The organism is Mesorhizobium sp. WSM4845, from assembly GCF_055811455.1.
The window spans coordinates 231492-255522 of sequence record NZ_JBVVQA010000004.1; the positions used below are offsets into that span (position 1 = coordinate 231492).

Consider the following 24031-nt stretch of genomic DNA (forward strand, 5'->3'; position numbering starts at 1 on the left):
CTTATGCTGCTTTGCGGCCGCGCGCGGCAAGCCATGCCTCGGTCAGCCTCTCGAAGCGCGACGCCATGTCGGCCACCGCCTCCTCGTCCGACATCTTGCCGGCAAGCCATTGTTCGGCCGCGTTGATGAAGATGGTGCGACCGACGGCGAAGCCCTTGACGATGGGCGCCTTGGCGGTGGCGGCAAAGGCCGCTTCCAGTTCGTCCGGCGGCGCTTCGAGGCCGAGCAGCACAACCCCGCGGCACCACGGATCGTTCTTCAGGATCACCGCTTCGATCTTCGCCCAGGCCCCGGCTGAGGCCTGCGGTTCAAGCTTCCACCAGTCGGGCTTGATATCAAGCGCATAGAGTTCCTCCAGCGCCCGCGGAATCGTCGTGTCGTTGAGCTCGCCGTGCTTGCCGGCGATGATCTCGATGAGAAGTTCTCTCCCCACTTTCCGCGCGGCTTCGAACAGGCTTTTGAGCTTCTGCTGCTGCTCGGTCTTCAGCGCCTCCGGGTCGTCGGGGTGATAGAAGCACAGGCACTTGATGCAATGGTCGACCGGCCACTCGATCAGTTGCGAGCCGATATCCTGCGAGAATTCGAAACGAAGCGGCCGCGATCCAGGCAATTCGACTGGCCGGCCAAGCCAGGCGAAAGGATGGCGGGCGAATTCGAACATCGCCTCGCGGCCGTATTTTTCGTCGAGCAGCATGCCGTAGCCGGCGCGGCCGGCGGCAACCTTTGCCGCCGCCTTGACCGTCAGCACCTTGAAATCATGGATGCGCGACGGGTCGGCGCCTGCCTTCGCGGCGACATCGTCAAGCTGGATACGGTGATCGCAGGCCAGCGCCATCAGCGATGGAATGTCTCGCCGGCGCGTCGTCGCCCAATGGATATGGTTGATCGCCTCGTCCTTGCGCAGCGCCAGGTGCCTGCTGCCGTTCTTGAGGAAGAACTCCAATTCCTCGAAGGTCGGGTATTCCGGCGCGCAGAGCAGCCGCGACACGGCGAAAGCGCCGCAGGCGTTGGCCCAGGTTGCCGCCGTCTCCAGGCTCTCGCCGCCGAGCCAGCCGCGCAAAAAACCCGACATGAAGGCATCGCCGGCGCCGAGCACATTGTAGACCTCGATCGGAAAACCCTTGCCAACGATCCCGTCCTCGAGGTCGTCGCTGATCGGCCCGTCATAGACGATGCAGCCCATGGCGCCGCGCTTCAAGACGATCGTGGCCTTGGATAGCGAGCGGATCGTCTTCAACGCGCTCAGGCAATCATCGGCACCGGAGGCGATCATGATCTCTTCTTCGGTGCCGACGATCAGGTCGCAGTCGGGCAGCACTGTCTTCAGCTGGGCGGAGACCCGGTCGGATTTCACATAGCGCTCGAAGCCTTCGGCATGGCCGGCAAGGCCCCACAGATTAGGACGGTAGTCGATGTCGAACACCACTTTGCCGCCCGTGGCCTTGATGGCACGGATCGCCTTGCGCTGCGCGGCGTCGCTGTTGGGCCGCGAAAAATGCGTGCCGGTGACGACGATCGCGCGTGCCGAAGCGATGAACGTCTCATCGATGTCGTCTTCCGAAAGCGCCATGTCGGCGCAGTCGGTGCGATAGAAGATCATCGGCGACACGCCCTCGTCCTCGACCGACAGCAGCACCAGCGCGGTCAGCCGGTCCGGATCGGTCCTGAGGCCGTCAACCGAAACCCCTTCGCGCGTCAACTGCTCGCGGATGAAGCGGCCCATCTGCTCGTCGCCGACGCGGGTGAGCAGCGCCGAACGCAGACCGAGCCTCGCCGTGCCGACCGAAATGTTGGCCGGACAGCCGCCGACCGACTTGGCGAAAGAGGTGATGTCCTCCAGGCGCGAGCCGATCTGCTGGCCGTAGAGGTCGACGGAGGCGCGGCCAATGGTGATAACGTCGAGCGGCGCATGTTTCGCGTCCACGGCTTCGCCCATTCGAACCTCCCATCAGCCTTGTTGTCTTGGTAACACATTGTTTGGGTAACACGCGCGAGCGGCAGCGTGGCGCCGGCAATATGAAATAATAATTCCAATCGATAGTCAATATGGAACGCGCGTTCCTTTGCCGAAAAGTAGCCTGTCAGGCCTTGCGCTTCCCGCCGGTGTCGCGCCGCTTTTCGCCGACCGCAACGGTCAGCGCCATGGCCAGCGCCATCGTCGCCGACAGCGAGCGGAAGCCGGCGAAATCGGCCTCGGCGACCTCGAACCAGACCTTGGCGAACTGGGCGAGCGGCGAGAACGAGCTGTCGGTGATCGCCACGATCGGCACGCCTTGCTCCGAGATGACGCGCGCCTCCTCGATGGCCGCCGGGGCATAAGGCGAGAAACTGATGGCGATGACGGCATCCCTGGGCGAGGCAAAGCCGATCATCTCGGCGTTGAGGCCGGCGGCCGATTCGATCAGCTGGTTGCGGATCTTGAGCTTGCCCAGCGCATAGGCGATGTAGGAGGCGACCGGATAGGAGCGGCGCTTGGCCAGCACATAGATGGTCTCCGCCTTTGCCAGCAAGGCGATCGCATCTTCGAGATGGTCTTCGTTCAACCTGCCCGAAATATCGTTGAGTGAGGTGCTGGCCGCCGCGACAAAGCCGTCGAAGATCGCCCGGTGACCGGCGCCTTCCTCGGCCTTGGCGCGCAATGCCGCCAGCCTTTCGTCATAGGACGAATTGCGCTCGCGCAGGCGCTCGCGAAACACCAGCTGCAGGCTGGTGAAGCCGTCGAAGCCGAGCTGCTGGGCGAAGCGGATCAAGGTCGAAGGCTGGACGCCGGCGGAGGCAGCGATGCTGGCGGCGGTGCCGAAAGCAATATCGTCGGGATTGTCGAGCGCATAGGCGGCGATCTGCGCGATACGCTTGGGCAGGCTATGGCGCCGTTCCAGGATCGTCGTACGCAGCGTCTCGAAATCGCGGGGCACCCGTTCGTCCATCGTCGCTCCGCCCAGGTCCATCAGTCGATGCCGTGTGATGCCCCATCATAGCGAGCCTGTGCAAGAAGGCCATAAAAAATGAGCCATGCGTTCCATTTCTGGAAAAAATGGACTAATTCATCCACGCAACCTTTCTGGCAGTGGAGACAAGGAAATGGTCGGAGTCGGTCTTATCGGCACGGGGTTCATGGGCAAGTGCCACGCCATCGCCTGGAACGCGGTCGGCACCGTCTTTCCGGATGTGGCCAAGCCTAGGCTGGTCCATCTCGGCGAGGTCGATGACGACCTTGCCAAGCGCCGGGCGACCGAGTTCGGCTTCGCCAAGGGCTCCGGCGACTGGCGCGCCGTCGTCGATGACCCGGACGTCGATATCGTCTCGCTGACCACGCCGAACCAGTTCCACCCGGAGATGGCCATCGCCATCCTCGAAGCCGGCAAGCACCTGTGGTGCGAAAAACCGATGGCGCCGAGCTTTGCCGAGGCGCAAGCCATGGCGGCGGCGGCCAAAAAATCCGGCAAGGTGGCCGCGCTCGGCTACAACTACATCCAGAATCCGGCGATCCGCCATATCGGTGCGCTGCTCGACGAGAAGATCATCGGTGAAGTCAACCATCTGCGAATCGAGATGGACGAGGATTTCATGGCCGACCCGGAGGCGCTGTTCTTCTGGAAGCACGAGGCGGCGTCCGGTTACGGCGCGCTCGACGATTTCGCCGTGCATCCGCTGTCGCTGGTCTCGGTGCTGTTCGGCCGCGTCGCCCGCGTCATGTGCGACATGGCGAAACCCTATGCCGATCGCCGCGTCGCATCAGGCGGGCGCCGCGCGGTCGAGACCTACGACATCGCCAGCGTGCTGATGCATCTCGAAAACGGCATTGCCGGCACGCTGCTGGTCAACCGTTCGGCCTGGGGCCGCAAGGGCCGGATCGCCATTCAGATCTTCGGCTCGAAGGGCTCGATCCTGTACGACCAGGAGCAGATGAACGAGTTCCAGCTTTACCTGACAGCCGACCGCCCGACCGAGCAAGGCTATCGCACCATCCTGGTGGCGCCGCACCACAAGCCCTACGACGCCTTCCTGCCGGCGCCCGGCCACGGCCTCGGTTTCAACGACCTCAAGATTATCGAATGCCGCGAGCTGTTGACGCGGCTGGCCGGCAAGCCGGCGCGGATCATCGATTTTGACGAAGGCCTCGAGATCGAGCGGACGGTGCATGCTATGGCGCGCTCGTTCGAGGAGCAGCGCTGGATTGCGGTGCGGTAGCGACCCGCAATCCGAGCCTCGACGCCACCCATGCCAGAGCAAGGGAGAGCTTGTGTTGGAGAGTGCCAATTGTCGATATTGACGCAGCCCCTCATTGCCCATGAGGGGGCGGCGCCGGCCTTTCAAAGCCAAGCAGCAAGGTAGCAACCGCCCGCAACATTCCGTGCCAACCGCCTCAGGCGGCGCCCGGACGGCTGGCGATCAGGGCGCGTCGTGCTGACCGGCGCCGCTCGACGGCGTCGGCAAGGCGGTGCAGCACCGTCTCGGTGGTTGTCCAGTCGATGCAGCCATCGGTGATGCTCTGGCCATAGACGAGCGGCTTGCCGGGCATGACCTCCTGCCGGCCGGCGACGAGGTTGCTCTCGATCATGACGCCGATGATGCGTTCGTCGCCTGCCGCGACCTGGCCCGCGACGTCGGCCGCCACCATCGGCTGGTTCTCCGGCTTCTTGTTGCTGTTGGCGTGGCTGACGTCGATCATCAGCCGTGGTGCTACGCCGATCCGGCCGAGTGCCGCGCAGGCTGCAGCTATGCTCGTTGCGTCATAGTTCGGCGCAATGCCGCCGCGCAGGATGACGTGGCAGTCCTCGTTGCCGGTGGTCGCCGCGATGGCGCTGCGTCCGCCCTTCGTCACCGCCATGAAATGATGCGGCTGGGCGGCGGACTTCACCGCCTCGGCGGCGATCCGCAAATTGCCGTCGGTGCCGTTCTTGAAGCCGACCGGGCAGGACAGGCCGGATGCGAGTTCGCGATGGATCTGGCTCTCTGTCGTGCGCGCGCCAATCGCGCCCCAGGCGACGAGGTCGGCAATGTATTGCGGGGTGGCCATGTCGAGGAATTCCGTCGCCGCCGGAAGGCCAAGATTGTTGACCGCAGAGAGCACGTTGCGGGCCATCCGCAGGCCCTTGTCGATGTTGAAGCTGCCGTCCAGGTCGGGATCGTTGATCAGGCCCTTCCAGCCAACCGTCGTGCGCGGCTTCTCGAAATACACGCGCATCACGATCTCCAGCCGGTCCGACAGGCTCTCGCGCAGCGCCACCAGCCGGCTGGCATAGTCGACGGCAGCGATCGGGTCGTGGATCGAACAGGGGCCGACGACGACGACCAGCCGATCGTCGGCTCCGGTCAGCACGGCGTGGATGGCGTTGCGTGACGCGGCAACGGTGCGCGTCGCCGTCAGCGTGCGCGGTATCTCCCGCATCACCTGGTCCGGCGTACTCAATTCCCTTATTTCCTTGACCCGAAGATCGTCGGTGGTTGTCAACACGGCTTTCTGCTCCTGGTTGGGAGACCTGCCGGCTGAAACAAAAAAGCCGCCAGGTCTGGCGGCTGTTAGGATTTTGATGCTGCAATCTTCAGATCGAGCGCAATCCTCCCGCCGCCAGCGAGCTGCCGTAGCTAAAGTACCAGAACGAGGCGGTCAGGTGGATCATGCCAGCCCTATAGCCGAAGCCAGGGTGCTTGTCACGTTCAGATGACGCTACTCAGATGACACTATTCCGGCGAAGACCCTGCAATGGTTTGGTTGTAGTCGACCAGCGAGCCGGTCATGACGCCGGACTGCGAGCTGATCATATAGCTGATCAGCCGGGCAAGCTGCGCCGGCTTCACCAACTGGCCCATGGGCTGCGCTGCCTCGGCCTTTTCCAGCCAGTCGTCCGGCGCGTCGTGCCATTTCTTCTGCACGATCGCCTCGCCCTCGGTATCCATCCAGCCGGGCAGCACGGCGTTGCAGCGGATGCGATTGCTGCGATAGGCATTGGCGACATTCTTGGTCAGCGTCGCCAGTGCGCCCTTGCTCGACGAATAGGGCGCCAGGAACGACTGGCCGCAATGCGCCGACATCGAAAGCACGTTGACGATCGAGCCGGGCGCCTTGCGGTCGAGCAGATGCGCCACCACACCCTGCATCAGGAAGAAGGGGCCGCGCACATTGGTCTGGAAGATCTGGTCAAAAAGATCCTCGGAGGTCTCGACCAGTGAGCCGCGGGCCGAGGTGGCGGCGGCGTTGACCAGCGCATTGACGGTGCCGAAATGAGCGATCGCCGTTTCCACGACCCGCTTGCAGTCGGCCACCACTGAGACGTCGGCGCTGATGAAGATGGCGTCGACGCCGTCTTTCGCAAGTGCGGCGACCGCCTTGTCGCCTTTCTCCCTGGAACGGCCGACCAACGCCAGGGCGCGGCAGCCCTCGTCGGCCAGCACCTCGGCGACGGCGAAGCCGATGCCTTGCGCGCCGCCGGTGACGATGGCGCGTGTTTCTGAATTGCGACCGGCGGAACCGTTCATCGCCTTGCTCCTGTGGTTGATGGTCAGACTGTCTTGTCGAGGCGGACGGTCTTGCCTTCCCTCGCCGATTTCAGCGCCGCGTCCGCCAGCCGCAGCGCGACCAGCCCGTCCGCACCGCTTGGCGCCGCCTTGTTGCCTGACGTCGCCGCCGCGATGAAGGCGGCGATCTCGTTGGCATAGGCGTCGAGGTAGCGGGTCATGAAGAAGTCGTGCAGCGGCGGGCGCGTATAGCCCTTTTCATTGGCCAGTTCGATCGACACCGGCCGCTGGTTCTCGGCCGCCACCATGCCTTTCGAGCCATGCACCTCGATGCGCTGGTCGTAGCCATAAGTGGCGCGTCGCGAATTGGAGATGATGCACTGCTTGCCGGAGGCGGTTTCGAGGATGACGCTGACGCTGTCGAAGTCGCCGGCCTCGCCGATCTTCTTGTCGACCAGCACCGAGGCATGGGCGCTGACCGCCACCGGCTCCTCGCCGAGCAGGAAGCGCGCCATATCGAAATCATGGATGGTCATGTCGCGGAAGATGCCGCCCGAGCGGCCGATATAGTCGAGCGGCGGCGGGCCGGGATCGCGCGACGTGATGGTCACCATCTCGACCTTGCCGATGGCGCCGTCGTCGATCGCCTTGCGCACGGCGGCGAAATGCGGATCGAAGCGGCGGTTGAACCCGACCATCAAAGTGGCGCCGGCCTTGTCGACCACGGCCAGGCATTCTTCCACTCGGCCGGCGTCAAGATCGATCGGCTTCTCGCAGAAGATCGCCTTGCCGGCCTTGGCGAACCGCTCGATCAGATCGGCATGGGTGTCGGTCGGCGTGCAGATAATGACCGCATCGATATCCCCGGCTTTTTCGATGGCGTCGATGCTGCGCACTTCCGCGCCATAGGCCGACGCCAGATCGGTCGCCGCCTTCTCGAACGCATCGGCAACTGCGACCAGCCTGGCCTGCGGATTGGAACCCACGGCGCGGGCGTGGACCTTGCCGATGCGGCCGGCGCCGAGAAGAGCGAAGCGGAGAGACATGGAAATTTCCTTTGGGATGGTTCGAAATGGAAGTGCGTCTTTACTGCACCGTTCAGGGCAAGGCGCAGTAGATTTTCTTATTTCGGCTGATTGGCGACGGGCCGATGACCCGCCGCGCCGGCATCCGCCCTAAGCCGCAAGTTCCGCCTCTCCGGTCTTGGCGCCGGTGATGTATGAGACGATGTCGTTGCCGTCGGTGTCCTGCTTGCGCAGGTTGGCGACGATGCGGCCGCGCCTGAACACGACGATGCGGTCGACGAGGTCGAACACCTGGCGCATGTTGTGACTGATCAGGATCAGCGGCTCGCCATTGGCTTTCAGCGTGCGGATGATGTTTTCTACCTGCGTCGTCTCCTGCACACCAAGCGCTGCCGTCGGCTCATCCATGATGATGAGCTTGGATGCAAAAGTCGCGGTTCTGGCGATTGCCACGCACTGGCGCTGGCCGCCCGACATGTGGCGGATGGTGTTGGAAAGATTGGGAATCTTGACCGCCGTGCGGATCAGCGCTGCCTCGGTCGCCTTGCGCATGAACTTGCGATCGAGGATCGAGAAAGGCCCGAGATTGAAAAGCACCTTTTCGCGGCCGAGAAACAGGTTCGACGGCACGTCGAGATCGTCGGCAAGCGCCAGGTTCTGGAACACCGTTTCAATGCCCGCCTCGCGCGCCGCGATCGGGCCGGCGAAGTTCACTTCCTTGCCGTCGAACCAGACCTTGCCGCTGGTGCGCTGCTCGACGGCGGTGATCTGGCGCACGAAGGTCGATTTGCCGGCGCCGTTGTCACCCATGATGGCGACATGCTCGCCCTTGCGCAGTTCGAAATTCGCGCTTTCGAGCGCATGCACGCCGCCATAGTATTTGGTCAGGTTTTCGGTCTTCAGGACGATGTCTGACATGATCAAGCCCTCATTGCCCGCAGGCGCTGGCGCCACTGGTCGAGAACGACTGCGCCGATGATGATCACGCCCTTGACCATCTCCTGGTAGTAGGCGTCGAGGCGCAGGAAGGTGAAGCCGGAGATGATGACACCGAAGATCAGCGCACCGATCACCGTTCCGATGATCGAGCCGCGGCCGCCCGACAGCGAGACGCCGCCGATGACCGCCATGGCGATCGCGTCCAGTTCGTACATCACGCCCATGCCGGCCTGAGCGGTGAGGTTCTTGGAGCTCAGCACCACGGCGGCGAGCGAGGCGAGGATGCCGGCAATGACAAAGACGAGGATCTTGTGGTTCTGGACATTTATGCCGGACATGCGGGCGGCGTCCTCGTTGGAGCCGATGGCATAACAGTGCTTGCCGTACCTGGTGTATGACAGGATCAGCTGGAACAGAATCGCCAGCGATATGAAGATGACGACCGGCATCAGCCCCTTGCCGATGGCGGCGAAACTTTCGGTGGGAAACGAGATCGGCTGCCCCTTGGACCACCATTTGGCGATGCCGCGCGCCGTGACCATCATGCCGAGCGTGGCGATGAACGGCGGAATGCGCGTGTAGGCGATCAACGAGCCGTTGACCAGGCCCGCCAGCAGGCCGCAGCCGATCGCGACCAGCACCGGCACGATCACCGGCAGGTCGGTCCAGCCTTGCGCGAGGAACACCGCCTTGGGATTAGGGTTGCCGTTGACCGTCGCCACCTGGGCGAAACTCATGGCGATCATCGCCGTGGCGCCGACGATCGAACCAGAGGAAAGGTCGATGCCGCCGGAAATGATCACCTGCGTCACGCCAATGGCGATGATGCCGACGATCGACACCTGCAGGATGATGATCTGCAGGCGCGCCTCGTTGAAGATCGTATCGACATTGGGGCGGGTGTTGAACAGAAAGCTGTCGCCAAGAAAGACGCGGCCTATCAGCTCGAAGGCGCCGACCAGGATGATGAGCGCCAGGAAAACGTTGAATTCGGCAGGCCATGTCCGCTTTTTCGCATCATAGCTCAGTCCGCCGACGCCATGGGTTGTCTGTGTCAACTTTTGCTTCCTCCAACCGCTTCGGCCCGAAAATCGGGATCGATTTTCGGAAAGCACGATGCGTAGTCCCAAAGTTTTAGAGCGTACTTTTGTGCGTCCAAACGGACGCACATCGCTCTAATCGCAGTGGCCCTCTCGCCGTTTGTTTCGGCGATGAGGGAAAGAGGGAGCGGCGCTGCTTTTTTTGTACTTAAAACGTCGGATTCCAAAAACCGGTCCGATGCTCTGCCGCGCCGCCCCTATCGAGAACGCTCCTCTGCTCAATTCTTCTGCAGGAACTTGTCGATGTTTGCCGGCGTGACCAGCTGGAAGGGGATGTAGACCTTCTGCTCGACCGCCTCGCCCTTGGAAAGCTTGAGCGCCGCGTCCAGCGCCCCGGCGCCCTGGCCGGCCGCGTCCTGGAACACGGTGACGTCGAGATCGCCCGCCTGCATCGCGGCAAGCGCGTCCTGGGTGGCGTCCACGCCGCCGACAACAACCGACTTCATGTCGATGTTGGCAGCCTTCATGGCCTGGATGGCGCCGATGGCGCTCTCGTCATTGTTGGCGATCACGCCATCGAACGGCGCGCCGGTCGACAGCCAGTTGGTCATCAGGTTCTGTGCTTCCTCGCGTTTCCAGTTCGACGTCTGCTTGTCGATGATCTTGATGAAGCTGCATTCGGGAGTGGCGATCACATCGTCGATGTCCTTGGTGCGCTGCACCGCGGCCTGGTTCGACAACTCGCCCATGATCACATAGACATTGGCCTCGGTCTTGCCGGCTTCCTTGAACAGGCGGCAAACTTCCTGGGTCTCGAGAGTGCCTGACTCAACCTCGTTTGAGGCAACGAAAGCCTGGTTGTCAGGCAGCTTGTCGACATTGACCGGCTCGCGGTTGACATAGACCAGCGGAACGTTGGCCGCAGCGGCGGCATCCGACATTGCCTGGGTGGCCGAGGTGTCGACTGGATTGACGACAATCGCGTCGACGCCCGAGGCGACGAAGTTCTTGATCTGGTCGAGTTGCTTGGCGACGTCGTTCTGCGCGTCCTCGACCTGCAGTTCGACGCCTTCCATGCCTTTGGCCTGCTCGATCATGCCGTTGCGCAGCACGGTGAGAAAATTGTCGTCGAACAGCGCCATCGACACGCCGATTTTGGCAGCGAGGGCGGACGAGCTCATCAGCGCCAGGAATGTGGCGCCCAACAGCAGCTTTTTCATTCTATTTCTCCTCCACAGAATTGGTGTCCGGCTGCACCGATCTACCCGGAATCCCCGATCTCCCAGGGAATCTCTCCCGATTGCTTCTCCGTTTCCGATGGCGATTTCCGCGTTGGCTGGAACGCCAAGCCCTCCGTTGAAACAGATGTTCCGGAACGAAAGAACCAAAATAGCTAGTTGGTGAAATATTTATTCCATTCTACTGGCGGGCGTCAAGGAGATTCCGAAAGCGGCTGCCGGTTTTTTCGGACAACGCGGCTGAGGGCCGGCAAACCTTCTGCAAGAATCCATCAGGCTGATGGTTCACATCACTGCCGACGCCCCGATCTAAACAGGATGTCTTGGCTGACCCCAGATGTTCTGCCCGAGCCTAGATGTTTTCCGGCAGATAGATGTCGAAGGGCAGGAAGGTCTGGCCCGGCGCATTGGCGGCGCCTGCCTCGATGGCATGCACCATCAGCCCGACAAGTTCGCGGCATAGTGCTGCCAGCGGGGTCGAAATCACCATGGTCAGGATGTTGTCGGCGAGCGCCGCGCGCGATTCGGCGTTGATCTCGTTGCAGACGACCACTGGCATGTTTGCCGGCCTGGCCGCCCGTAGCGCGGAAACCGCGCCTTCCATGCCGCCGCCAGCGACATAGCAGCCGGCCAGATCCGGGTACCGCGCCAGAAGATCGATCATTGCATCATGGGTCACCTGGTTGGCCTCCAGGTTGACCAGCGTCTCCATCACCGTGAATTCCGGCGCATGCTCGCGGAAAAATGATCTGAAGCCGATCTCGCGCAGCTCATGGCCATGGAAGCGATGGCTGCCGACGAAAAGGGCGACCTTGCCGGGCTTCCTCGCCGCTCTGGCGATCATCCAGGCCGCGGTGCGACCGACCTTGCGATTGTCGAGGCCGACATAGCCCTCGCGGATGCCGGCTGCAAAGTCGGATAGCAGGGAGAAGACGGGTTGCCCCCTCGCCTTCAGGGTCTCGACGGCCGCCGTCAGCGTTGGATGGTCCGGACCGATAAGGGCGACTGCCCTGGATTTCGCCGCCAGCTTGCGCATCTGCGCGGCGATCTCGTCGGGGGCCAGCGAACTGGCGAAATCGATGGTGGCGACGCCGCGGAAGCGCTGCGACTGCGAGACAGCCAGTTCGACCTCCCGGGCGAAATCGCTGTAGAAAACATCATTGCCCCTCAGCAGCAGAAAGCCGAGCCGGTATTCCGGCAGTTCCTGGCGCATCCGCTGCTTGATCAGCCCGGCGGCGTGGTAGCCGATGCTGGTGGCGGCCTCATAGACGCGGCGCGCGGTTTCCTCGCGCACCGGCAGGCGATTGTTCAGCACCCGATCGACGGTGGCGACGCTGACCCCCGAAATACGCGCCAGATCGGCGATGGTTGGCCGTTTTGCCATACGCTTCCTGCCTGATTGCCTGGCATAGGCTATACATCATTCTGATGGGAAATGATAGAAACTATCTTCATGATGTTGAGCCTATCACGGCTTGGCGTTATTTTAGGGCATAAGCACCTGTGGCAGAGGCACCCGTTCCGACGGATGCCGACGGAGGCAGCCTCAATGGAAGCGACACTATCCGCAATGCCGTCCCGGCGAGACTACAGCCTGCTCGGCCGCGACGCGAAACGCGCCGTCGAGACCGGGCTAGCGGCGGCCGAATGGTATCATACCGACGTGCCCCGCAAGCAGATGAAGGAGCTGATGCAGCGCTCCGATGGGCCGGCGATCCGCGACACCATCATCTGGCTCTCCGCCCTGGTCCTGAGCGGCGCCGGCGGCGCCTGGTTCTGGGGCACATGGTGGTGCGTGCCGTTCTTCTTCGTCTATGGCGTGCTCTACGGCTCTTCCACCGATTCACGCTGGCACGAATGCGGCCACGGCACCGCCTTCAGGACGCAGTGGATGAATGATGCGGTCTATCAGATCGCCTGCTTCATGATCATGCGCAACCCGGTGGCCTGGCGCTGGAGCCATACGCGGCATCACACTGACACGATCATCGTCGGCCGCGATCCGGAGATCGCGGTGATGCGCCCGCCGGACCTGTTGCGCGTCGTGCTCAATTTCTTCGGCATTGTCGATGCCTGGCATGCCATGAGCGACATGGTGCGCAACGCGGCCGGTATCATCAGCCCGGCGGAAAAGACCTTCATTCCCGAGCAGGAGCAGCCGAAGGCGATCCGCATTGCCCGCATCTGGACCGCGATCTATGCCGCGACGATCGCGCTGGCACTTTATAGCGGCTCGTTCCTGCCCTTGATGCTGGTCGGTCTGCCCAGGCTTTACGGCGCCTGGCATCACGTCATGACCGGCCTGCTGCAGCATGGCGGCCTCGCCGAAAATGTCATCGACCACCGCCTCAACAGCCGCACGGTCCACATGAACCCGATCAGCCGCTTCATCTACTGGAACATGAACTACCACGTCGAGCACCACATGTTCCCGATGGTGCCCTATCACGCGCTGCCGAGGCTGCATGAGCTGATCAAGCACGACCTGCCGGCGCCGACGCCATCGATCCTGGCCGGCTATCGCGAGATGGTGCCTGCCTTCCTGCGCCAGCTGCGCAATGAAGACTATTTCCTCAAGCGCGAACTGCCGCCGACCGCCAAGCCTTATCGCGAGGAATTCCACAACGATAACGACGCCGTCGCGGCAGCAGCCGAATGATTTGCGCGCCTGTGCCGGGGCATGTTGACCAAGAAAAATTCTGCCGGGAGGATCAATGAGCGACTGGGTCGAGGCCTGTGGTGCCGATGACATCGACGAAGAGGACGTGATGCGGTTCGACCATGACGGCCGCACCTTCGCCATCTATCGCAGTCCCGACGACGAATATTTCGCGACGGACGGCCTTTGCACGCATGAGAAGGTGCATCTGGCCGACGGGTTGGTGATGGACGACATCATCGAATGCCCGAAGCACAATGGCCGCTTCAACTACAAGACCGGTGCAGCCAGGGGCGCGCCGGTCTGCGTCAATCTCAGGACCTATCCGGTCAAGCTCGACGCCGGCAAAATCCTCATTCAGATCGGGTGACGGTGATGGCGAAAGGAATGCTCATCATCGGCGCCGGCGAATGCGGCGGGCGGGCTGCCCTGGCGCTGCGCGATCTCGGCTATGATGGCCCGGTGACGCTGGTAGGCGACGAGCCGCATCTGCCCTATGAGCGGCCGCCGCTGTCGAAGGACGCGATGGCCGGCGATGCGCCGGTGATCAAGGCGATCGCCAGCGATGAGATCCTGGCCGAGAGATCGATAAGGCATATCCATTCGGTTCAGGCGGTGGCGATCGACCGCGCTGCTCATGTCGTGCGCCTGTCGGACGGCTCGGCGCTGCCATACGACAAATTGCTGCTGGCGACCGGTTCCCTGCCGCGCAGACTGCCAATGCCGGGCCTCGGGCCGCGTTGTGCCTATCTCCGGACCTTCAACGACGCGCTGGCAATTCGAGCCCATCTCCGCGCCGGAAACCGCATCGCCATCGTTGGCGGCGGCTTCATCGGTCTTGAGCTCGCCGCCGCAGCACGCAGACTGGGCGCAGTTGTCACCGTCATCGAGGCGCAGCCGCGCATCCTGATGCGCGGCGTGCCGGCCGAGATCGCCAAGATCGTCCACGAGGCGCATGAAGCCGAACGCGTCAAAATCCTGTGCGGCGACGCAATCGCCGCGATTGCCGATGACGGCGCCGAGGTGAGCATCGCGCTTGCCGGCGGGCAGGACATCGTCGCCGACCTGGCGGTGATCGGCATCGGCGCTGTGCCGGTGACCGGACTTGCCGCAGAAGCGGGCCTGACGATCGACAACGGCATAGCCGTCGATGCCGAGCTTCGCACCAGCGATCCGGATATCTTTGCCGCCGGCGATTGCTGCTCGTTTCCGCTTGCCGTCTATGGCGGCCGGCGCGTGCGGCTGGAGGCCTGGCGCAACGCGCAGGAGCAGGGCGCGATTGCGGCCAGCAACATGCTTGGCGCCGGTGAGGCCCACTCGGCTGTGCCATGGTTCTGGTCGGATCAGTACGGCCTGACCTTGCAGATATCTGGGCTGTCGGACGAGGGCAGCAAGGTCGTGCGCCGCGACCTCGACGACGGCGCCTTCATCCTGTTTCACCTGGCGCAAGACGGCAGGCTGGTCGCGGCGAGCGGAATCGGTCCGGGCAATTCTGTCGCCCGCGACATCAGGCTGGCCGAGATGCTGATCGCAAAAAGGGCAAAGCCGGCGCCTGAGGCGCTCGGTTCGCAAACGATCAAGCTGAAGTCGCTGCTGGCGGCGTGAGCCCGGTGCGTGCCGATTGTCGAAAGCAGGCGATGAGGGGCAGCGCAAACGCCTAAGGGGCGACTTCGGTTTCAGCTCAAAGTGCAGATATCAATACCCACTAAAACAGCGCCTTCAGCTCCGGCAGTTTGTCGTTGACCAGCCAGCCATAGTAATTTTCCTCGGGCAGCTTCTCCGGTTCGCCCGCGGCGCGGCGCCTGTCGTTTTCGGCCTTCAGCGCATGGGCGCGCTGCTCAGGATTGCCGACATTGTAGAGCGTCGATGTGATGCCGGGATTGCCCGATATGTCGAAGCCGGCAATGCTCTGATAGGCATCGATCGATTTCCGGATCGTCGCCGCGACATAGTCCAAGGTCAGGTCCGGATCCATGATGGTCTTGTAGACCGCGTTCGGATCGCCGACGTCGAGCTTCGGCAGGCCGGACACCTGGTGCACGAGATCGCTCATCTGCAAGGCGGTCAGCGGATTGAGCTGGCCCAGGCCAAAAGTCTGGCCGGCATAATAGGGCTGGAAAAAAGTCGCGCCGAAGCGGTCGTCGGGGAAGCTCTCACCGCCGACAGTCTTGCCGCGAAAGGAAAGGTTCCACACCTGCTCGCGGCATTCCCAGAGCTCGTAACTATCCGATTTGCCGACGCATTCCTGGAATTGCGGCCGTTGCACGAAATCGGTGATGTCCTCGCCTTCGTAGGCGAAGGACAGCTTGCTCGACAGATAGGAGATCGCCTTGACGTAGTAGGTCTGCAGCCGGTCGTAGGCGTCGACATTGTAGGTGTGCTCGCCGACGATGGCGCCGACGATATGCATAGGATCGATGCCATAGGTCGCTGCTGCCTGCTCGATCTTGCCGCGAAGACCGGCGTCGTGCTGCAGCAGCGCATAGACCTTGCGGTATTTCGACTGGAAGGTGGTGTTGGTGGCCTGGGTGCGCCGGCTTGAGGCGCCCGGTATGTTGGGCTGCTCGACATGACTGTTGCCCGGCGGCACCATCGTCGCCGCTTCGGCGGCGAACATGGCTGTCGCCAGCGTCAGCCCGAGAGTGACGAGGATCGTTTTTTTCATGCGCCGCCGCCTGCAACAACGCATGACCCTCGGAACCGATTCTCGGGGGTCATGCGCAGAACCAACTGTACAGCGTCCTTTGCGCATCCAAAAAGCTGCGCGGCGCTGGTGTTGCCGGCAAACTAGGTAAAGCTGCAACGGGAGTCGAGAGCCCCGTCGCCCGGCAAGACAAAAGCTGGCCAGATGCTTCCATTTGGCCACACGTGCCGGCTCCGCCGGTCCGACTCTTGCGGATCGATCGCCTGCTACAGGATGAATCGCGACAGATCCGTGTTTCTCGACAGATCGCCGACATGCTTCTCCACATAGGCGGCGTCGACTGTCACCGACGTGCCGTGGCGGTCCGGCGCGTCATAGGAGATCTCGTCCAGCACCCGCTCCATCACCGTCTGCAGTCGCCTGGCGCCGATGTTCTCGACGCTGGCGTTGAGATCGACGGCGATGCCGGCCAGTGAATCGATGGCGTCGTCGGTGAAGACGAGATCGACGCCCTCGGTCTTCATCAGCGCGATGTACTGCTTGATCAGGCTGGCCTCGGTCTCGGTCAGGATGCGGACGAAATCGTCCTTCTCCAGCGCACGCAGCTCGACGCGGATCGGCAGACGGCCCTGCAGTTCGGGCAGCAGATCGGATGGCTTGGCAACGTGGAACGCGCCCGATGCGATAAACAGGATGTGATCCGTCTTCACCGGTCCGTATTTGGTCGCGACCGTGGTGCCTTCGACAAGCGGCAGCAGGTCGCGCTGCACGCCTTCGCGGGAAACACCGGCGCCCATGCCGCCTTCGCGCGAGGCGATCTTGTCGATCTCGTCGAGGAAGACGATGCCGTCGTTTTCGGTCGATTCGAGCGCCCTGCGCACCACCTCGTCCTGGTCGAGCAGCTTGTCGGACTCGTCGCCGACCAGCACCGCGTAGGATTCCTTCACTGTCGTCTTGCGGGTCTTGGTCTTCTGGCCGCCCATCGCTTTCGACAGCATGTCGTTGATGTTCAACACGCCGATATTGGCGCCCGGCATGCCGGGTATCTCGAAGCCGGGCATGCCGCCAGTGCCGGTATCGCTCACTTCGATCTCGATCTCCTTGTCGTCGAGCTCGCCGTCGCGCAGCTTTTTGCGGAAACTGTCGCGCGTCGCCGGGCTCGCCGTCTTGCCGACGAGCGCTTCGAGCACGCGTTCCTCGGCATTGATATGGGCGCGCGCCTTGACGTCCTCGCGCATCTTCTCGCGCACCAGGCCGATGGCGATCTCGACCAGGTCGCGGATGATCTGCTCGACGTCGCGGCCGACATAGCCGACCTCAGTGAACTTGGTCGCCTCGACCTTGACGAACGGCGCACCGGCAAGGCGCGCCAGGCGGCGCGATATCTCGGTCTTGCCGACGCCGGTTGGGCCGATCATCAGGATGTTCTTCGGCATCACCTCTTCACGCATCTGGCCTTCGAGCTGCTGGCGGCGCCAGCGGTTGCGCAAGGCGATGGCCACGGCGCGCTTGGCGTCCTTCTGGCCGATGATGAAGCGATCGAGTTCCGAAACGATTTCGCGGGGCGAGAATGTGGTCATATCGCTAAATTCCACTTTGCCACTGCCGGATGGACTCGAACGGATGCAGCAGCATGATCACGTTGAGTGTCAGATTGTCCCTGATGATGTAGCCGACACCGAATTCGAAGATGAGAGCGAGGGTCACGATCACCCATATAGGAAGCCTGCGCGCCATCACAAATCCCAGCACCATCGCCAGCGTGTCCGCCACCGAATTGATGATGCTGTCGCCGTAATAGTCGAGCGAGATCGTGCCGGCGCGGTAGCGCTCGATGATCAACGGGCTGTTCTCGAGAAGCTCCCAGCCGCCCTCGATGACGACCGCAAATGCCAGCCTGAGCCCGATCGGCGAGCGCGGGAACAGAGCCCACGCCAGCGCGTAGAACAGGAAGCCGTGGATGAGGTGCGAGAATGTGTACCAGTCGGAAATATGCTGGGAATTCTCCGAGCTCTGCACGATGCCGTGCCACAGCTTGACATAGCCGCATTCGCAGATCGGCGTTCGGCCCATGCCGTAGAGGGCTCCAGCCTGGAATATAATCAGGCCGAGGACGAGCAGAAGTCCCATCCGCCAGCTGTCTTCATAGGCCGAGACGGTCTTGTCGGCGCCGCTTGTACTCATGCTGTTACTGCCCCTCTTCGGCGCCTTATTCGGCGTCACCCTATTCGATATTGCCCTCTTGGGCGCCGCCCTCTTCCGCGTCAATTGCCATCAGCACGGCGTCGCCATATTCCGATTGCCTGCGATCGATAGTTCTGAACCCGGCCTTTTGATAGGCACGGATCGCTCGTCCGTTGGATGGATCCGGGTCGATGATGACACGCGGTGCCCCTTCCTCGAACAGCTGTTCCACGAACTGCCGGACAATTGCCGAGCCGTGGCCGCGTCCGACAAGCTCGGGCCTGCCGATCGACAGATCGATGCCGAGCGTGCCGAAAGGCTGGTCGCTGTAGGGGTGGCCGTCCTCCAGATGCGGATCGTAGCTCTGCATGTAGCCGATCGGCTCGCCGTCGAGCTCGATGATCAGCGGCTCGACGGAAATGCTGTCGATGTGCTCACGGATCTGGGCGATCTCCGTCTCGGGATCGTCCCACCACTCGGCGACATGCGGCTCGGCCAGCCATGCCGCGATCATCGGCAGGTCCGCCTCCGTCACCGGTCGAAAATCATATCTATTTTCTCGTTTGGCCATGATCTCCTGCGAACCGAAGGTCAGCGAAGCAAAAACCGGTTTCCACTTTTCGGGATCATGGCCAGCGGCCGGCTCAGCCGGCATCGAGGATTTCGATGACAAAATTGTTGTTGGTGTAGACGCAGATGTCGGATGCGATCTGCATCGCCTTGCGGGCGATTTCTTCGGCATCCTTGTCGGTGTCCATCAGCGCGCGCGCCGCGGCCAGCGCATAATTGCCGCCCGAGCCGATCGCCATGACGCCATGTTCGGGTTCGAGCACGTCGCCGGTGCCGGTCAGCGCCAGCGAGACCGACTTGTCGGCAACCAGCATCATCGCTTCCAGCCGGCGCAGATAGCGGTCGGTGCGCCAGTCCTTAGCGAGTTCGACGCAGGCCCGCGTCAATTGCTCAGGATATTGTTCGAGCTTGGCCTCCAGCCGCTCCAGAAGCGTGAAGGCGTCAGCGGTGGCGCCGGCGAAACCGGCAATGACATTGCCGCTTTTGCCGATTCGGCGCACCTTCTTGGCGTTGCCTTTCATGATCGTCTGGCCAAGGCTGACCTGGCCATCACCGGCGATCACCACCTTGCCGCCCCTGCGCACGGTCAGGATCGTCGTGGCGTGCATGGTCAGTTCGTTCGACATCTCTGCTCCGATCAGCACCGGTCCCGACAAGGCGATTGGCGCATTACGAGTGACTTGATCGACCCTATGTATGCATAGGTCCGACGATTGCCAACCGGTCATCGGCCAGGCTCGATACTGCTTGGCACGGCAACTGGCAATCACCGGATCATGCTGCTAGAAGGCTCTCGTTTTCAAGCACGTGGACGCTTTCAAGCATGTGGACGCTTGGAACGCCTGAACTCTGGACAAGGATGAACATGCCGCCCCGTTCCGCCAACGCAAGCCGCAAGACCAGGGAAACCGACATCTCCGTATCGGTCCAGGTCGACGGCTCGGGAAAATCCGATATTTCGACGGGCGTCGGCTTCTTCGATCACATGCTGGACCAGCTGTCGCGCCATTCGCTGATCGACATGACGGTCAAGGCCAAGGGCGACCTCCACATAGACGATCATCACACGGTCGAGGACACCGGCATCGCGCTCGGTCAGGCGCTGGCCAAGGCACTAGGCGAGCGGCGGGGCATCATGCGCTATGCCTCGATCGATCTCGCCATGGACGAGACGCTGACGCGCGCGGCGATCGACGTTTCCGGCCGTCCTTTCCTTGTCTGGAACGTTGTGTTCTCGTCGCCGAAGATCGGCACGTTCGACACCGAACTGGTGCGCGAATTCTTCCAGGCCCTGGCGCAAAATGCCGGCATCACGCTGCATGTCACCAACCATTACGGCGCCAACAATCACCACATCGCCGAGACCTGCTTCAAGGCGGTGGCGCGTGCGCTGCGTTTCGCGCTTGAAAGCGACCCGCGCCAGCCTGACGCGGTTCCTTCCACCAAGGGATCTCTGAAGGGATAGGCCATGGCCGTCTATGTCGTGATGGAACCGCCGGGCCGCGGCGAAAAGCCTGACACAACGGCCTTTGTCCGTGATGGGTTTTCCTGGCTTGGCTTCCTCGTGCCGCCGCTGTGGCTGCTCTGGCACCGGTTGTGGATCGAGGCAGCACTGGCGTTTGTCGGCATGGCTCTGCTTTCGATGCTTGCCGAAGGGCTGAGCCTTGGGCTGGCCGGCCCGCTGCTGTCGCTGCTGGTATCGCTCTATGTCGGGCTGGAAGGGCAGGCGTTGCGGATCGCCGCACTGCGCCGTCGTGGCTGGCACGAATGGGGCGTCGTCGAGGCCGACAGGCTCGACGATGCCGATACGCGCTATGTGCTGGAAGCCGAAGCGCGTGCGGATGAGCCAGCGCCAGTGCCGCGCATCGTTCCGGATGCTGCCCATGCCCGGCCGGCACAGACAGGCTTGGTGCTCGGACTGACGCACACGCCGGGAAGGCCCTGACATGCGGGTCGCGATCATCGATTATGGCTCGGGCAACCTGCGCTCGGCCACCAAGGCCTTCGAGCGCGCCGCGCACGAGGCCGGCATCGCCGCCGCCATCGACCTGACCGCCGATGCCGAGCGTGTCAGAACCGCCGATCGCATCGTCCTGCCCGGCGTCGGCGCCTATGCCGATTGCGCGGCCGGGCTGCGCGCCGTGGCCGGCATGTGGGAAGCGGTCGAGGAGGTCGCGATCGTCAAGCGGCGGCCATTCCTCGGGATCTGCGTCGGCATGCAGCTGATGTCGGAGCGGGGCCTGGAAAAGACTGTCACAAAAGGCTTTGGCTGGATCGCCGGCGACGTCAAGGAGATCACCCCGGCCGATCCTGCGCTAAAAATCCCGCAGATCGGCTGGAACACGATCGAGCTCACGCGCAAGCATCCGCTGTTTTCCGGCATTCCGACCGGCAGCAAGGGGCTGCACGCCTATTTCGTTCATTCCTACCATCTCGACGCGCAGAAGCCGGACGAGGTGCTGGCGATTGCCGACTATGGTGGTCCGGTTACAGCTGCTGTTATCAGCGACAATCTCGCCGGCACGCAGTTTCATCCCGAAAAGAGCCAGGCGCTTGGCCTGGCGCTGATCACCAATTTCCTGCGCTGGAGGCCCTAGAAAATGAGCAAGAAAGGCTACTGGATGGCGATGGTCGATGTCCGCGATCCCGAGGGCTACAAGCAGTATATCGAGGCGAACGCGGCGGCTTTTGCGAAATATGGCGCGAAGTTTCCCGTGCGGGCGGGGCGTTATGCGAACCCGGAAGGGCCGACAGGCAACCGCCACGTCCTGGTCGAGTTCGAGTCCTACGACAAGGCGATAGAATGCTACGAATCGCCTGAATACCGGGAGGCATTGAAGTACAGGCTTGCCGCCTCGACCGGTCACTTCGTCATTGTTGAAGGCGCCTGAACGGTGATCCTGTTCCCGGCCATCGACCTCAAGGACGGCAAGTGCGTGCGCCTGAAGCACGGCGATATGGCGACCGCGACGATTTACAATGACGACCCGGCCGCGCAGGCCAGGGCTTTCGAGCAACAAGGCTTTGAATGGCTGCATGTCGTCGACCTCAACGGCGCCTTCAAGGGCCAGAGCGTCAACGGCGCGGCGGTCGGCGCCATTCTCAAGGCATCGAAAAACCCGGTGCAGCTCGGCGGCGGCATCCGCACCCTGGCGCAGGTCGAGGACTGGCTCGATCGCGGCCTGGCCCGCATCATTCTCGGCACGGTGGCGGTGCGCGATCCGGATCTGGTCAGGCAGGCCTGCAAGGCATTCCCCGGCAAGATCGCCGTCGGCATCGACGCCAAGGGCGGCAAGGTGGCGGTCGAGGGCTGGGCCGAGGCCTCTAGTCTCGGCGTCATCGAACTGGCGAAGAAGTTCGAGGGCGCCGGCGTTGCCGCCATCATCTACACCGACATCGACCGCGACGGTGTGCTGACCGGCATCAACTGGGACGCCACCATCGATCTTGCCGACGCCGTGTCCATCCCGGTCATCGCCTCCGGCGGGCTGGCGTCGATCGCCGACATTGTGCGCATGACGATGCCCGATGCGCAAATGCTCGAAGGCGCCATCTCAGGGCGTGCACTTTATGACGGACGTATCGACCCGGCCGAGGCGTTGGCGATCCTGGCGGCCGGACCGGAGAGGGCGAGGGCGCGATGAAACTCTCGATCATCCTCGCACCCTATGACAGCGGCCTTTACCACGCCGGCTTTGGCCAGGGCCCCGACGCCATCATTGCCGGCGGCCTTGTCGATGAACTTGCGTTGCGCGGCCATGATGTCATCGTCGAGGACATCGGCGAGGTCGGCGATGCCCAGAGACGCGAAATCGCGACAGGTTTCGCGGTTTGTCGGGCAGTCGCCACCAAGGTCGACATGGCGCGCGACGATGAGCGTTTTCCCATCGTGCTCGCCGGAAATTGCCTGACCGCCGCCGGTGCGGTGGCTGGCGACGCCGCTGATTCGATCATCTGGATCGATCAGCATGGCGATCTCAACACGCCCGAGACGTCCGCCTACGGCTTTCTCGACGGCATGGCGCTGGCGACGACGCTGGGGCTCTGCTGGCGGCCGATGACGTCAGCGATTCCCGGCTTCCAGGCGATCGACCCGTCGCGCTGCATGCTGGTCGACGCGCGCGACCTCGATCCAGATGAAAGGCGGTTTCTCGAGACATTGCCGATCATTCGCGCCCAGTGGACCGATGCACTCGACAATGTCGGAAAGCTCAAGGCGGCCGGCGCGGCCCAAGCGCATTTGCATCTTGATCTTGATGTTCACGATCCGGATGTGCTGCAAGTGAACCGCTATGCGCTGCCGGGAGGTCCAAATCCGGAGCAGCTGCGGCAACTGGTTTGCGGGCTGGCCAAGTCGATCCCGATCGTCGGCATCACCCTGTCAGCCTACGATCCTGCCTTTGACGCCAAAGGCGAGGTTCCGCCTGTCGTTGGGCAATTGCTTGGCGATTTTCTTGCCGCGCATGCGAGGATCTGATGCTGAAAGCCCGCGTCATCCCCTGTCTCGACGTCAAGAACGGCCGCGTCGTCAAAGGCGTCAATTTCGTCGACCTGATCGATGCCGGCGATCCGGTCGAAGCGGCCAAGGCCTATGATGCCGCCGGCGCCGACGAGCTCTGCTTCCTCGACATCACCGCCTCGTCCGAAAATCGCGAGACCATCTTCGACATCGTCGCCCGCACCGCCGAGCAATGCTTCATGCCGCTGACCGTCGGCGGCGGCGTGCGCCAGGTCGCCGACATAAGAAAGCTGCTTTTGGCCGGCGCCGACAAAGTGTCGATCAACACGGCGGCGGTGAGAGATCCCGATTTCATCGCCGAGGCGGCCGACAAGTTCGGCAACCAGTGCATCGTCGTCGCCATCGACGCCAAGAAAGTGTCGGCCGAAGGCGAGGCCGACCGCTGGGAGATTTTCACCCATGGCGGACGCGAAAAGACCGGCATCGACGCGGTCGAATTCGCTCGGCAGATGGTCGATCGCGGCGCCGGCGAGATCCTGGTGACGTCGATGGACCGCGATGGCACCAAGGCCGGCTACGACATCGCGCTCACCCGCGCGGTCGCCGACGCCGTGCGTGCGCCGGTCATCGCCTCCGGCGGCGTCGGCACGCTCGATCACCTGGTCGAGGGCATTCGCGACGGCCATGCCGGCGCGGTGCTGGCGGCATCGATTTTCCATTTCGGCACGTACAGCATTGCCGAAGCCAAGTCGCACATGGCCCGCGCCGGCCTGCCGATGCGACTGGACTCGTCAGGGGATCGGCTCTAAAGCAT

25 protein-coding genes are annotated in these 24031 nt (G+C 62.9%); 11 read left to right on the forward strand and 14 right to left on the reverse strand.

Annotation, left to right across the window (positions count from 1 at the left end):
• Position 1: 1 nt before the first annotated feature.
• Positions 2 to 1936 carry a bifunctional 5-dehydro-2-deoxygluconokinase/5-dehydro-2-deoxyphosphogluconate aldolase gene (locus tag AC0L2C_RS07095; RefSeq protein ID WP_128244608.1) on the reverse strand — a complete coding sequence of 645 codons (1935 nt, stop codon included), beginning with the start codon at positions 1934 to 1936 and terminating at the stop codon, positions 2 to 4.
• Between the two features lie 145 nt (positions 1937 to 2081).
• Positions 2082 to 2927 carry a MurR/RpiR family transcriptional regulator gene (locus AC0L2C_RS07100; RefSeq protein WP_287238512.1) on the reverse strand — a complete coding sequence of 282 codons (846 nt, stop codon included), beginning with the start codon at positions 2925 to 2927 and terminating at the stop codon, positions 2082 to 2084.
• 154 nt (positions 2928 to 3081) lie between these two features.
• Between AC0L2C_RS07100 and AC0L2C_RS07105 the strand changes: the two genes are divergently transcribed.
• A complete protein-coding gene (locus AC0L2C_RS07105) occupies positions 3082 to 4191 on the forward strand; it encodes a Gfo/Idh/MocA family protein (RefSeq protein ID WP_128244606.1) in 1110 nt (369 codons plus the stop codon).
• Positions 4192 to 4366: 175 nt separating this feature from the next.
• Here AC0L2C_RS07105 and AC0L2C_RS07110 read toward each other — a convergent pair whose 3' ends face one another.
• The 7 genes from AC0L2C_RS07110 to AC0L2C_RS07140 form a co-directional block, all read right to left on the reverse strand.
• Positions 4367 to 5458, reverse strand: a complete 1092-nt coding sequence (locus tag AC0L2C_RS07110; protein WP_128244605.1) for a 3-deoxy-7-phosphoheptulonate synthase — start codon at positions 5456 to 5458, stop codon at positions 4367 to 4369.
• 227 nt (positions 5459 to 5685) lie between these two features.
• Positions 5686 to 6480 carry an SDR family oxidoreductase gene (locus AC0L2C_RS07115; protein WP_473523042.1) on the reverse strand — a complete coding sequence of 265 codons (795 nt, stop codon included), beginning with the start codon at positions 6478 to 6480 and terminating at the stop codon, positions 5686 to 5688.
• Between the two features lie 23 nt (positions 6481 to 6503).
• A complete protein-coding gene (gene iolG / locus AC0L2C_RS07120; protein WP_128244603.1) occupies positions 6504 to 7505 on the reverse strand; it encodes an inositol 2-dehydrogenase in 1002 nt (333 codons plus the stop codon).
• 129 nt (positions 7506 to 7634) lie between these two features.
• The gene (locus AC0L2C_RS07125) at positions 7635 to 8402 is read right to left on the reverse strand and encodes an ATP-binding cassette domain-containing protein (RefSeq protein WP_128244602.1); all 768 of its coding nucleotides are present in this window, start codon (positions 8400 to 8402) and stop codon (positions 7635 to 7637) included.
• 2 nt (positions 8403 to 8404) lie between these two features.
• Positions 8405 to 9481: an ABC transporter permease gene (locus tag AC0L2C_RS07130; protein WP_473523043.1), complete on the reverse strand. Its 1077-nt coding sequence runs from the start codon at positions 9479 to 9481 to the stop codon at positions 8405 to 8407.
• Positions 9482 to 9741: 260 nt separating this feature from the next.
• Positions 9742 to 10683 carry a sugar ABC transporter substrate-binding protein gene (locus AC0L2C_RS07135; protein WP_128244601.1) on the reverse strand — a complete coding sequence of 314 codons (942 nt, stop codon included), beginning with the start codon at positions 10681 to 10683 and terminating at the stop codon, positions 9742 to 9744.
• A 370-nt stretch (positions 10684 to 11053) separates the two neighbouring features.
• The gene (locus AC0L2C_RS07140) at positions 11054 to 12085 is read right to left on the reverse strand and encodes a LacI family DNA-binding transcriptional regulator (protein WP_473523044.1); all 1032 of its coding nucleotides are present in this window, start codon (positions 12083 to 12085) and stop codon (positions 11054 to 11056) included.
• A 165-nt stretch (positions 12086 to 12250) separates the two neighbouring features.
• Between AC0L2C_RS07140 and AC0L2C_RS07145 the strand changes: the two genes are divergently transcribed.
• Genes AC0L2C_RS07145 through AC0L2C_RS07155 form a run of 3 tightly spaced genes read left to right on the forward strand, consistent with a single transcriptional unit; the run spans position 12251 to position 14965 of the window.
• Positions 12251 to 13360 (forward strand): fatty acid desaturase family protein, encoded by a 1110-nt coding sequence (locus AC0L2C_RS07145; RefSeq protein WP_287238437.1) that lies wholly within the window; start codon positions 12251 to 12253, stop codon positions 13358 to 13360.
• 55 nt (positions 13361 to 13415) lie between these two features.
• Complete coding sequence (locus AC0L2C_RS07150; RefSeq protein WP_023796929.1) at positions 13416 to 13730, forward strand: MocE family 2Fe-2S type ferredoxin; 315 nt, start codon at positions 13416 to 13418, stop codon at positions 13728 to 13730.
• Positions 13731 to 13735: 5 nt separating this feature from the next.
• Positions 13736 to 14965 (forward strand): NAD(P)/FAD-dependent oxidoreductase, encoded by a 1230-nt coding sequence (locus AC0L2C_RS07155; RefSeq protein ID WP_473523045.1) that lies wholly within the window; start codon positions 13736 to 13738, stop codon positions 14963 to 14965.
• A 100-nt stretch (positions 14966 to 15065) separates the two neighbouring features.
• Here the strand turns inward: AC0L2C_RS07155 and AC0L2C_RS07160 are convergent, their stop codons facing one another.
• The 5 genes from AC0L2C_RS07160 to hslV form a co-directional block, all read right to left on the reverse strand.
• Positions 15066 to 16025, reverse strand: a complete 960-nt coding sequence (locus tag AC0L2C_RS07160; protein WP_287176371.1) for a DUF1402 family protein — start codon at positions 16023 to 16025, stop codon at positions 15066 to 15068.
• Between the two features lie 245 nt (positions 16026 to 16270).
• On the reverse strand, positions 16271 to 17584 hold the full coding sequence (hslU, locus tag AC0L2C_RS07165) for an ATP-dependent protease ATPase subunit HslU (RefSeq protein WP_023796926.1): 1314 nt from the start codon (positions 17582 to 17584) through the stop codon (positions 16271 to 16273).
• Between the two features lie 4 nt (positions 17585 to 17588).
• Positions 17589 to 18188 (reverse strand): DUF2585 domain-containing protein, encoded by a 600-nt coding sequence (locus tag AC0L2C_RS07170; RefSeq protein ID WP_023796925.1) that lies wholly within the window; start codon positions 18186 to 18188, stop codon positions 17589 to 17591.
• Positions 18189 to 18228: 40 nt separating this feature from the next.
• Positions 18229 to 18759 carry a GNAT family N-acetyltransferase gene (locus AC0L2C_RS07175; RefSeq protein WP_128168875.1) on the reverse strand — a complete coding sequence of 177 codons (531 nt, stop codon included), beginning with the start codon at positions 18757 to 18759 and terminating at the stop codon, positions 18229 to 18231.
• Positions 18760 to 18832: 73 nt separating this feature from the next.
• On the reverse strand, positions 18833 to 19384 hold the full coding sequence (hslV, locus tag AC0L2C_RS07180; protein ID WP_023796923.1) for an ATP-dependent protease subunit HslV: 552 nt from the start codon (positions 19382 to 19384) through the stop codon (positions 18833 to 18835).
• Positions 19385 to 19623: 239 nt separating this feature from the next.
• Here hslV and hisB point away from each other — a divergent pair, with 239 nt between their 5' ends.
• The 7 genes from hisB to hisF are packed head-to-tail and all read left to right on the forward strand — an operon-like array spanning position 19624 to position 24026.
• On the forward strand, positions 19624 to 20223 hold the full coding sequence (gene hisB, locus AC0L2C_RS07185; RefSeq protein ID WP_091592962.1) for an imidazoleglycerol-phosphate dehydratase HisB: 600 nt from the start codon (positions 19624 to 19626) through the stop codon (positions 20221 to 20223).
• A gap of 3 nt (positions 20224 to 20226) precedes the next feature.
• Positions 20227 to 20703: a DUF2628 domain-containing protein gene (locus AC0L2C_RS07190; protein ID WP_091592551.1), complete on the forward strand. Its 477-nt coding sequence runs from the start codon at positions 20227 to 20229 to the stop codon at positions 20701 to 20703.
• Position 20704: 1 nt separating this feature from the next.
• Entirely contained in the window at positions 20705 to 21355 is a 651-nt protein-coding gene (gene hisH, locus AC0L2C_RS07195; protein WP_128168855.1) for an imidazole glycerol phosphate synthase subunit HisH, read from the forward strand.
• Positions 21356 to 21358: 3 nt separating this feature from the next.
• Positions 21359 to 21649: a DUF1330 domain-containing protein gene (locus AC0L2C_RS07200; RefSeq protein WP_023796919.1), complete on the forward strand. Its 291-nt coding sequence runs from the start codon at positions 21359 to 21361 to the stop codon at positions 21647 to 21649.
• Positions 21650 to 21652: 3 nt separating this feature from the next.
• A complete protein-coding gene (gene hisA / locus AC0L2C_RS07205; RefSeq protein WP_023796918.1) occupies positions 21653 to 22402 on the forward strand; it encodes a 1-(5-phosphoribosyl)-5-[(5-phosphoribosylamino)methylideneamino]imidazole-4-carboxamide isomerase in 750 nt (249 codons plus the stop codon).
• Positions 22399 to 23235, forward strand: coding sequence for an arginase family protein (locus tag AC0L2C_RS07210; protein WP_128172839.1), 837 nt, complete (start codon positions 22399 to 22401; stop codon positions 23233 to 23235). Before hisA ends, AC0L2C_RS07210 begins: the two co-directional genes overlap by 4 nt.
• Positions 23232 to 24026 (forward strand): imidazole glycerol phosphate synthase subunit HisF, encoded by a 795-nt coding sequence (hisF, locus tag AC0L2C_RS07215; RefSeq protein WP_287171516.1) that lies wholly within the window; start codon positions 23232 to 23234, stop codon positions 24024 to 24026. The genes AC0L2C_RS07210 and hisF overlap by 4 nt, the downstream gene beginning before the upstream one ends.
• The last annotated feature ends 5 nt before the right edge of the window (positions 24027 to 24031 follow it).

Excerpts from the sequence above, each read along its gene's own strand:
- hslU (WP_023796926.1), bottom strand. The coding sequence starts at position 17,584 with ATGACCACATTCTCGCCCCGCGAAATCGTTTCGGAACTCGATCGCTTC.
- hslV (WP_023796923.1), bottom strand. The coding sequence starts at position 19,384 with ATGTCGAACGAACTGACCATGCACGCCACGACGATCCTGACCGTGCGC.
- AC0L2C_RS07105 (WP_128244606.1), top strand. The coding sequence starts at position 3,082 with ATGGTCGGAGTCGGTCTTATCGGCACGGGGTTCATGGGCAAGTGCCAC.
- AC0L2C_RS07150 (WP_023796929.1), top strand. The coding sequence starts at position 13,416 with ATGAGCGACTGGGTCGAGGCCTGTGGTGCCGATGACATCGACGAAGAG.
- AC0L2C_RS07115 (WP_473523042.1), bottom strand. The coding sequence starts at position 6,480 with ATGAACGGTTCCGCCGGTCGCAATTCAGAAACACGCGCCATCGTCACC.
- AC0L2C_RS07170 (WP_023796925.1), bottom strand. The coding sequence starts at position 18,188 with ATGAGTACAAGCGGCGCCGACAAGACCGTCTCGGCCTATGAAGACAGC.
- AC0L2C_RS07145 (WP_287238437.1), top strand. The coding sequence starts at position 12,251 with ATGGAAGCGACACTATCCGCAATGCCGTCCCGGCGAGACTACAGCCTG.
- AC0L2C_RS07140 (WP_473523044.1), bottom strand. The coding sequence starts at position 12,085 with ATGGCAAAACGGCCAACCATCGCCGATCTGGCGCGTATTTCGGGGGTC.
- AC0L2C_RS07100 (WP_287238512.1), bottom strand. The coding sequence starts at position 2,927 with ATGGACGAACGGGTGCCCCGCGATTTCGAGACGCTGCGTACGACGATC.
- AC0L2C_RS07200 (WP_023796919.1), top strand. The coding sequence starts at position 21,359 with ATGAGCAAGAAAGGCTACTGGATGGCGATGGTCGATGTCCGCGATCCC.
- AC0L2C_RS07160 (WP_287176371.1), bottom strand. The coding sequence starts at position 16,025 with ATGAAAAAAACGATCCTCGTCACTCTCGGGCTGACGCTGGCGACAGCC.
- AC0L2C_RS07190 (WP_091592551.1), top strand. The coding sequence starts at position 20,227 with ATGGCCGTCTATGTCGTGATGGAACCGCCGGGCCGCGGCGAAAAGCCT.
- iolG (WP_128244603.1), bottom strand. The coding sequence starts at position 7,505 with ATGTCTCTCCGCTTCGCTCTTCTCGGCGCCGGCCGCATCGGCAAGGTC.
- hisH (WP_128168855.1), top strand. The coding sequence starts at position 20,705 with ATGCGGGTCGCGATCATCGATTATGGCTCGGGCAACCTGCGCTCGGCC.
- AC0L2C_RS07155 (WP_473523045.1), top strand. The coding sequence starts at position 13,736 with ATGGCGAAAGGAATGCTCATCATCGGCGCCGGCGAATGCGGCGGGCGG.
- AC0L2C_RS07125 (WP_128244602.1), bottom strand. The coding sequence starts at position 8,402 with ATGTCAGACATCGTCCTGAAGACCGAAAACCTGACCAAATACTATGGC.
- hisB (WP_091592962.1), top strand. The coding sequence starts at position 19,624 with ATGCCGCCCCGTTCCGCCAACGCAAGCCGCAAGACCAGGGAAACCGAC.
- AC0L2C_RS07135 (WP_128244601.1), bottom strand. The coding sequence starts at position 10,683 with ATGAAAAAGCTGCTGTTGGGCGCCACATTCCTGGCGCTGATGAGCTCG.
- AC0L2C_RS07175 (WP_128168875.1), bottom strand. The coding sequence starts at position 18,759 with ATGGCCAAACGAGAAAATAGATATGATTTTCGACCGGTGACGGAGGCG.
- AC0L2C_RS07210 (WP_128172839.1), top strand. The coding sequence starts at position 22,399 with ATGAAACTCTCGATCATCCTCGCACCCTATGACAGCGGCCTTTACCAC.
- AC0L2C_RS07095 (WP_128244608.1), bottom strand. The coding sequence starts at position 1,936 with ATGGGCGAAGCCGTGGACGCGAAACATGCGCCGCTCGACGTTATCACC.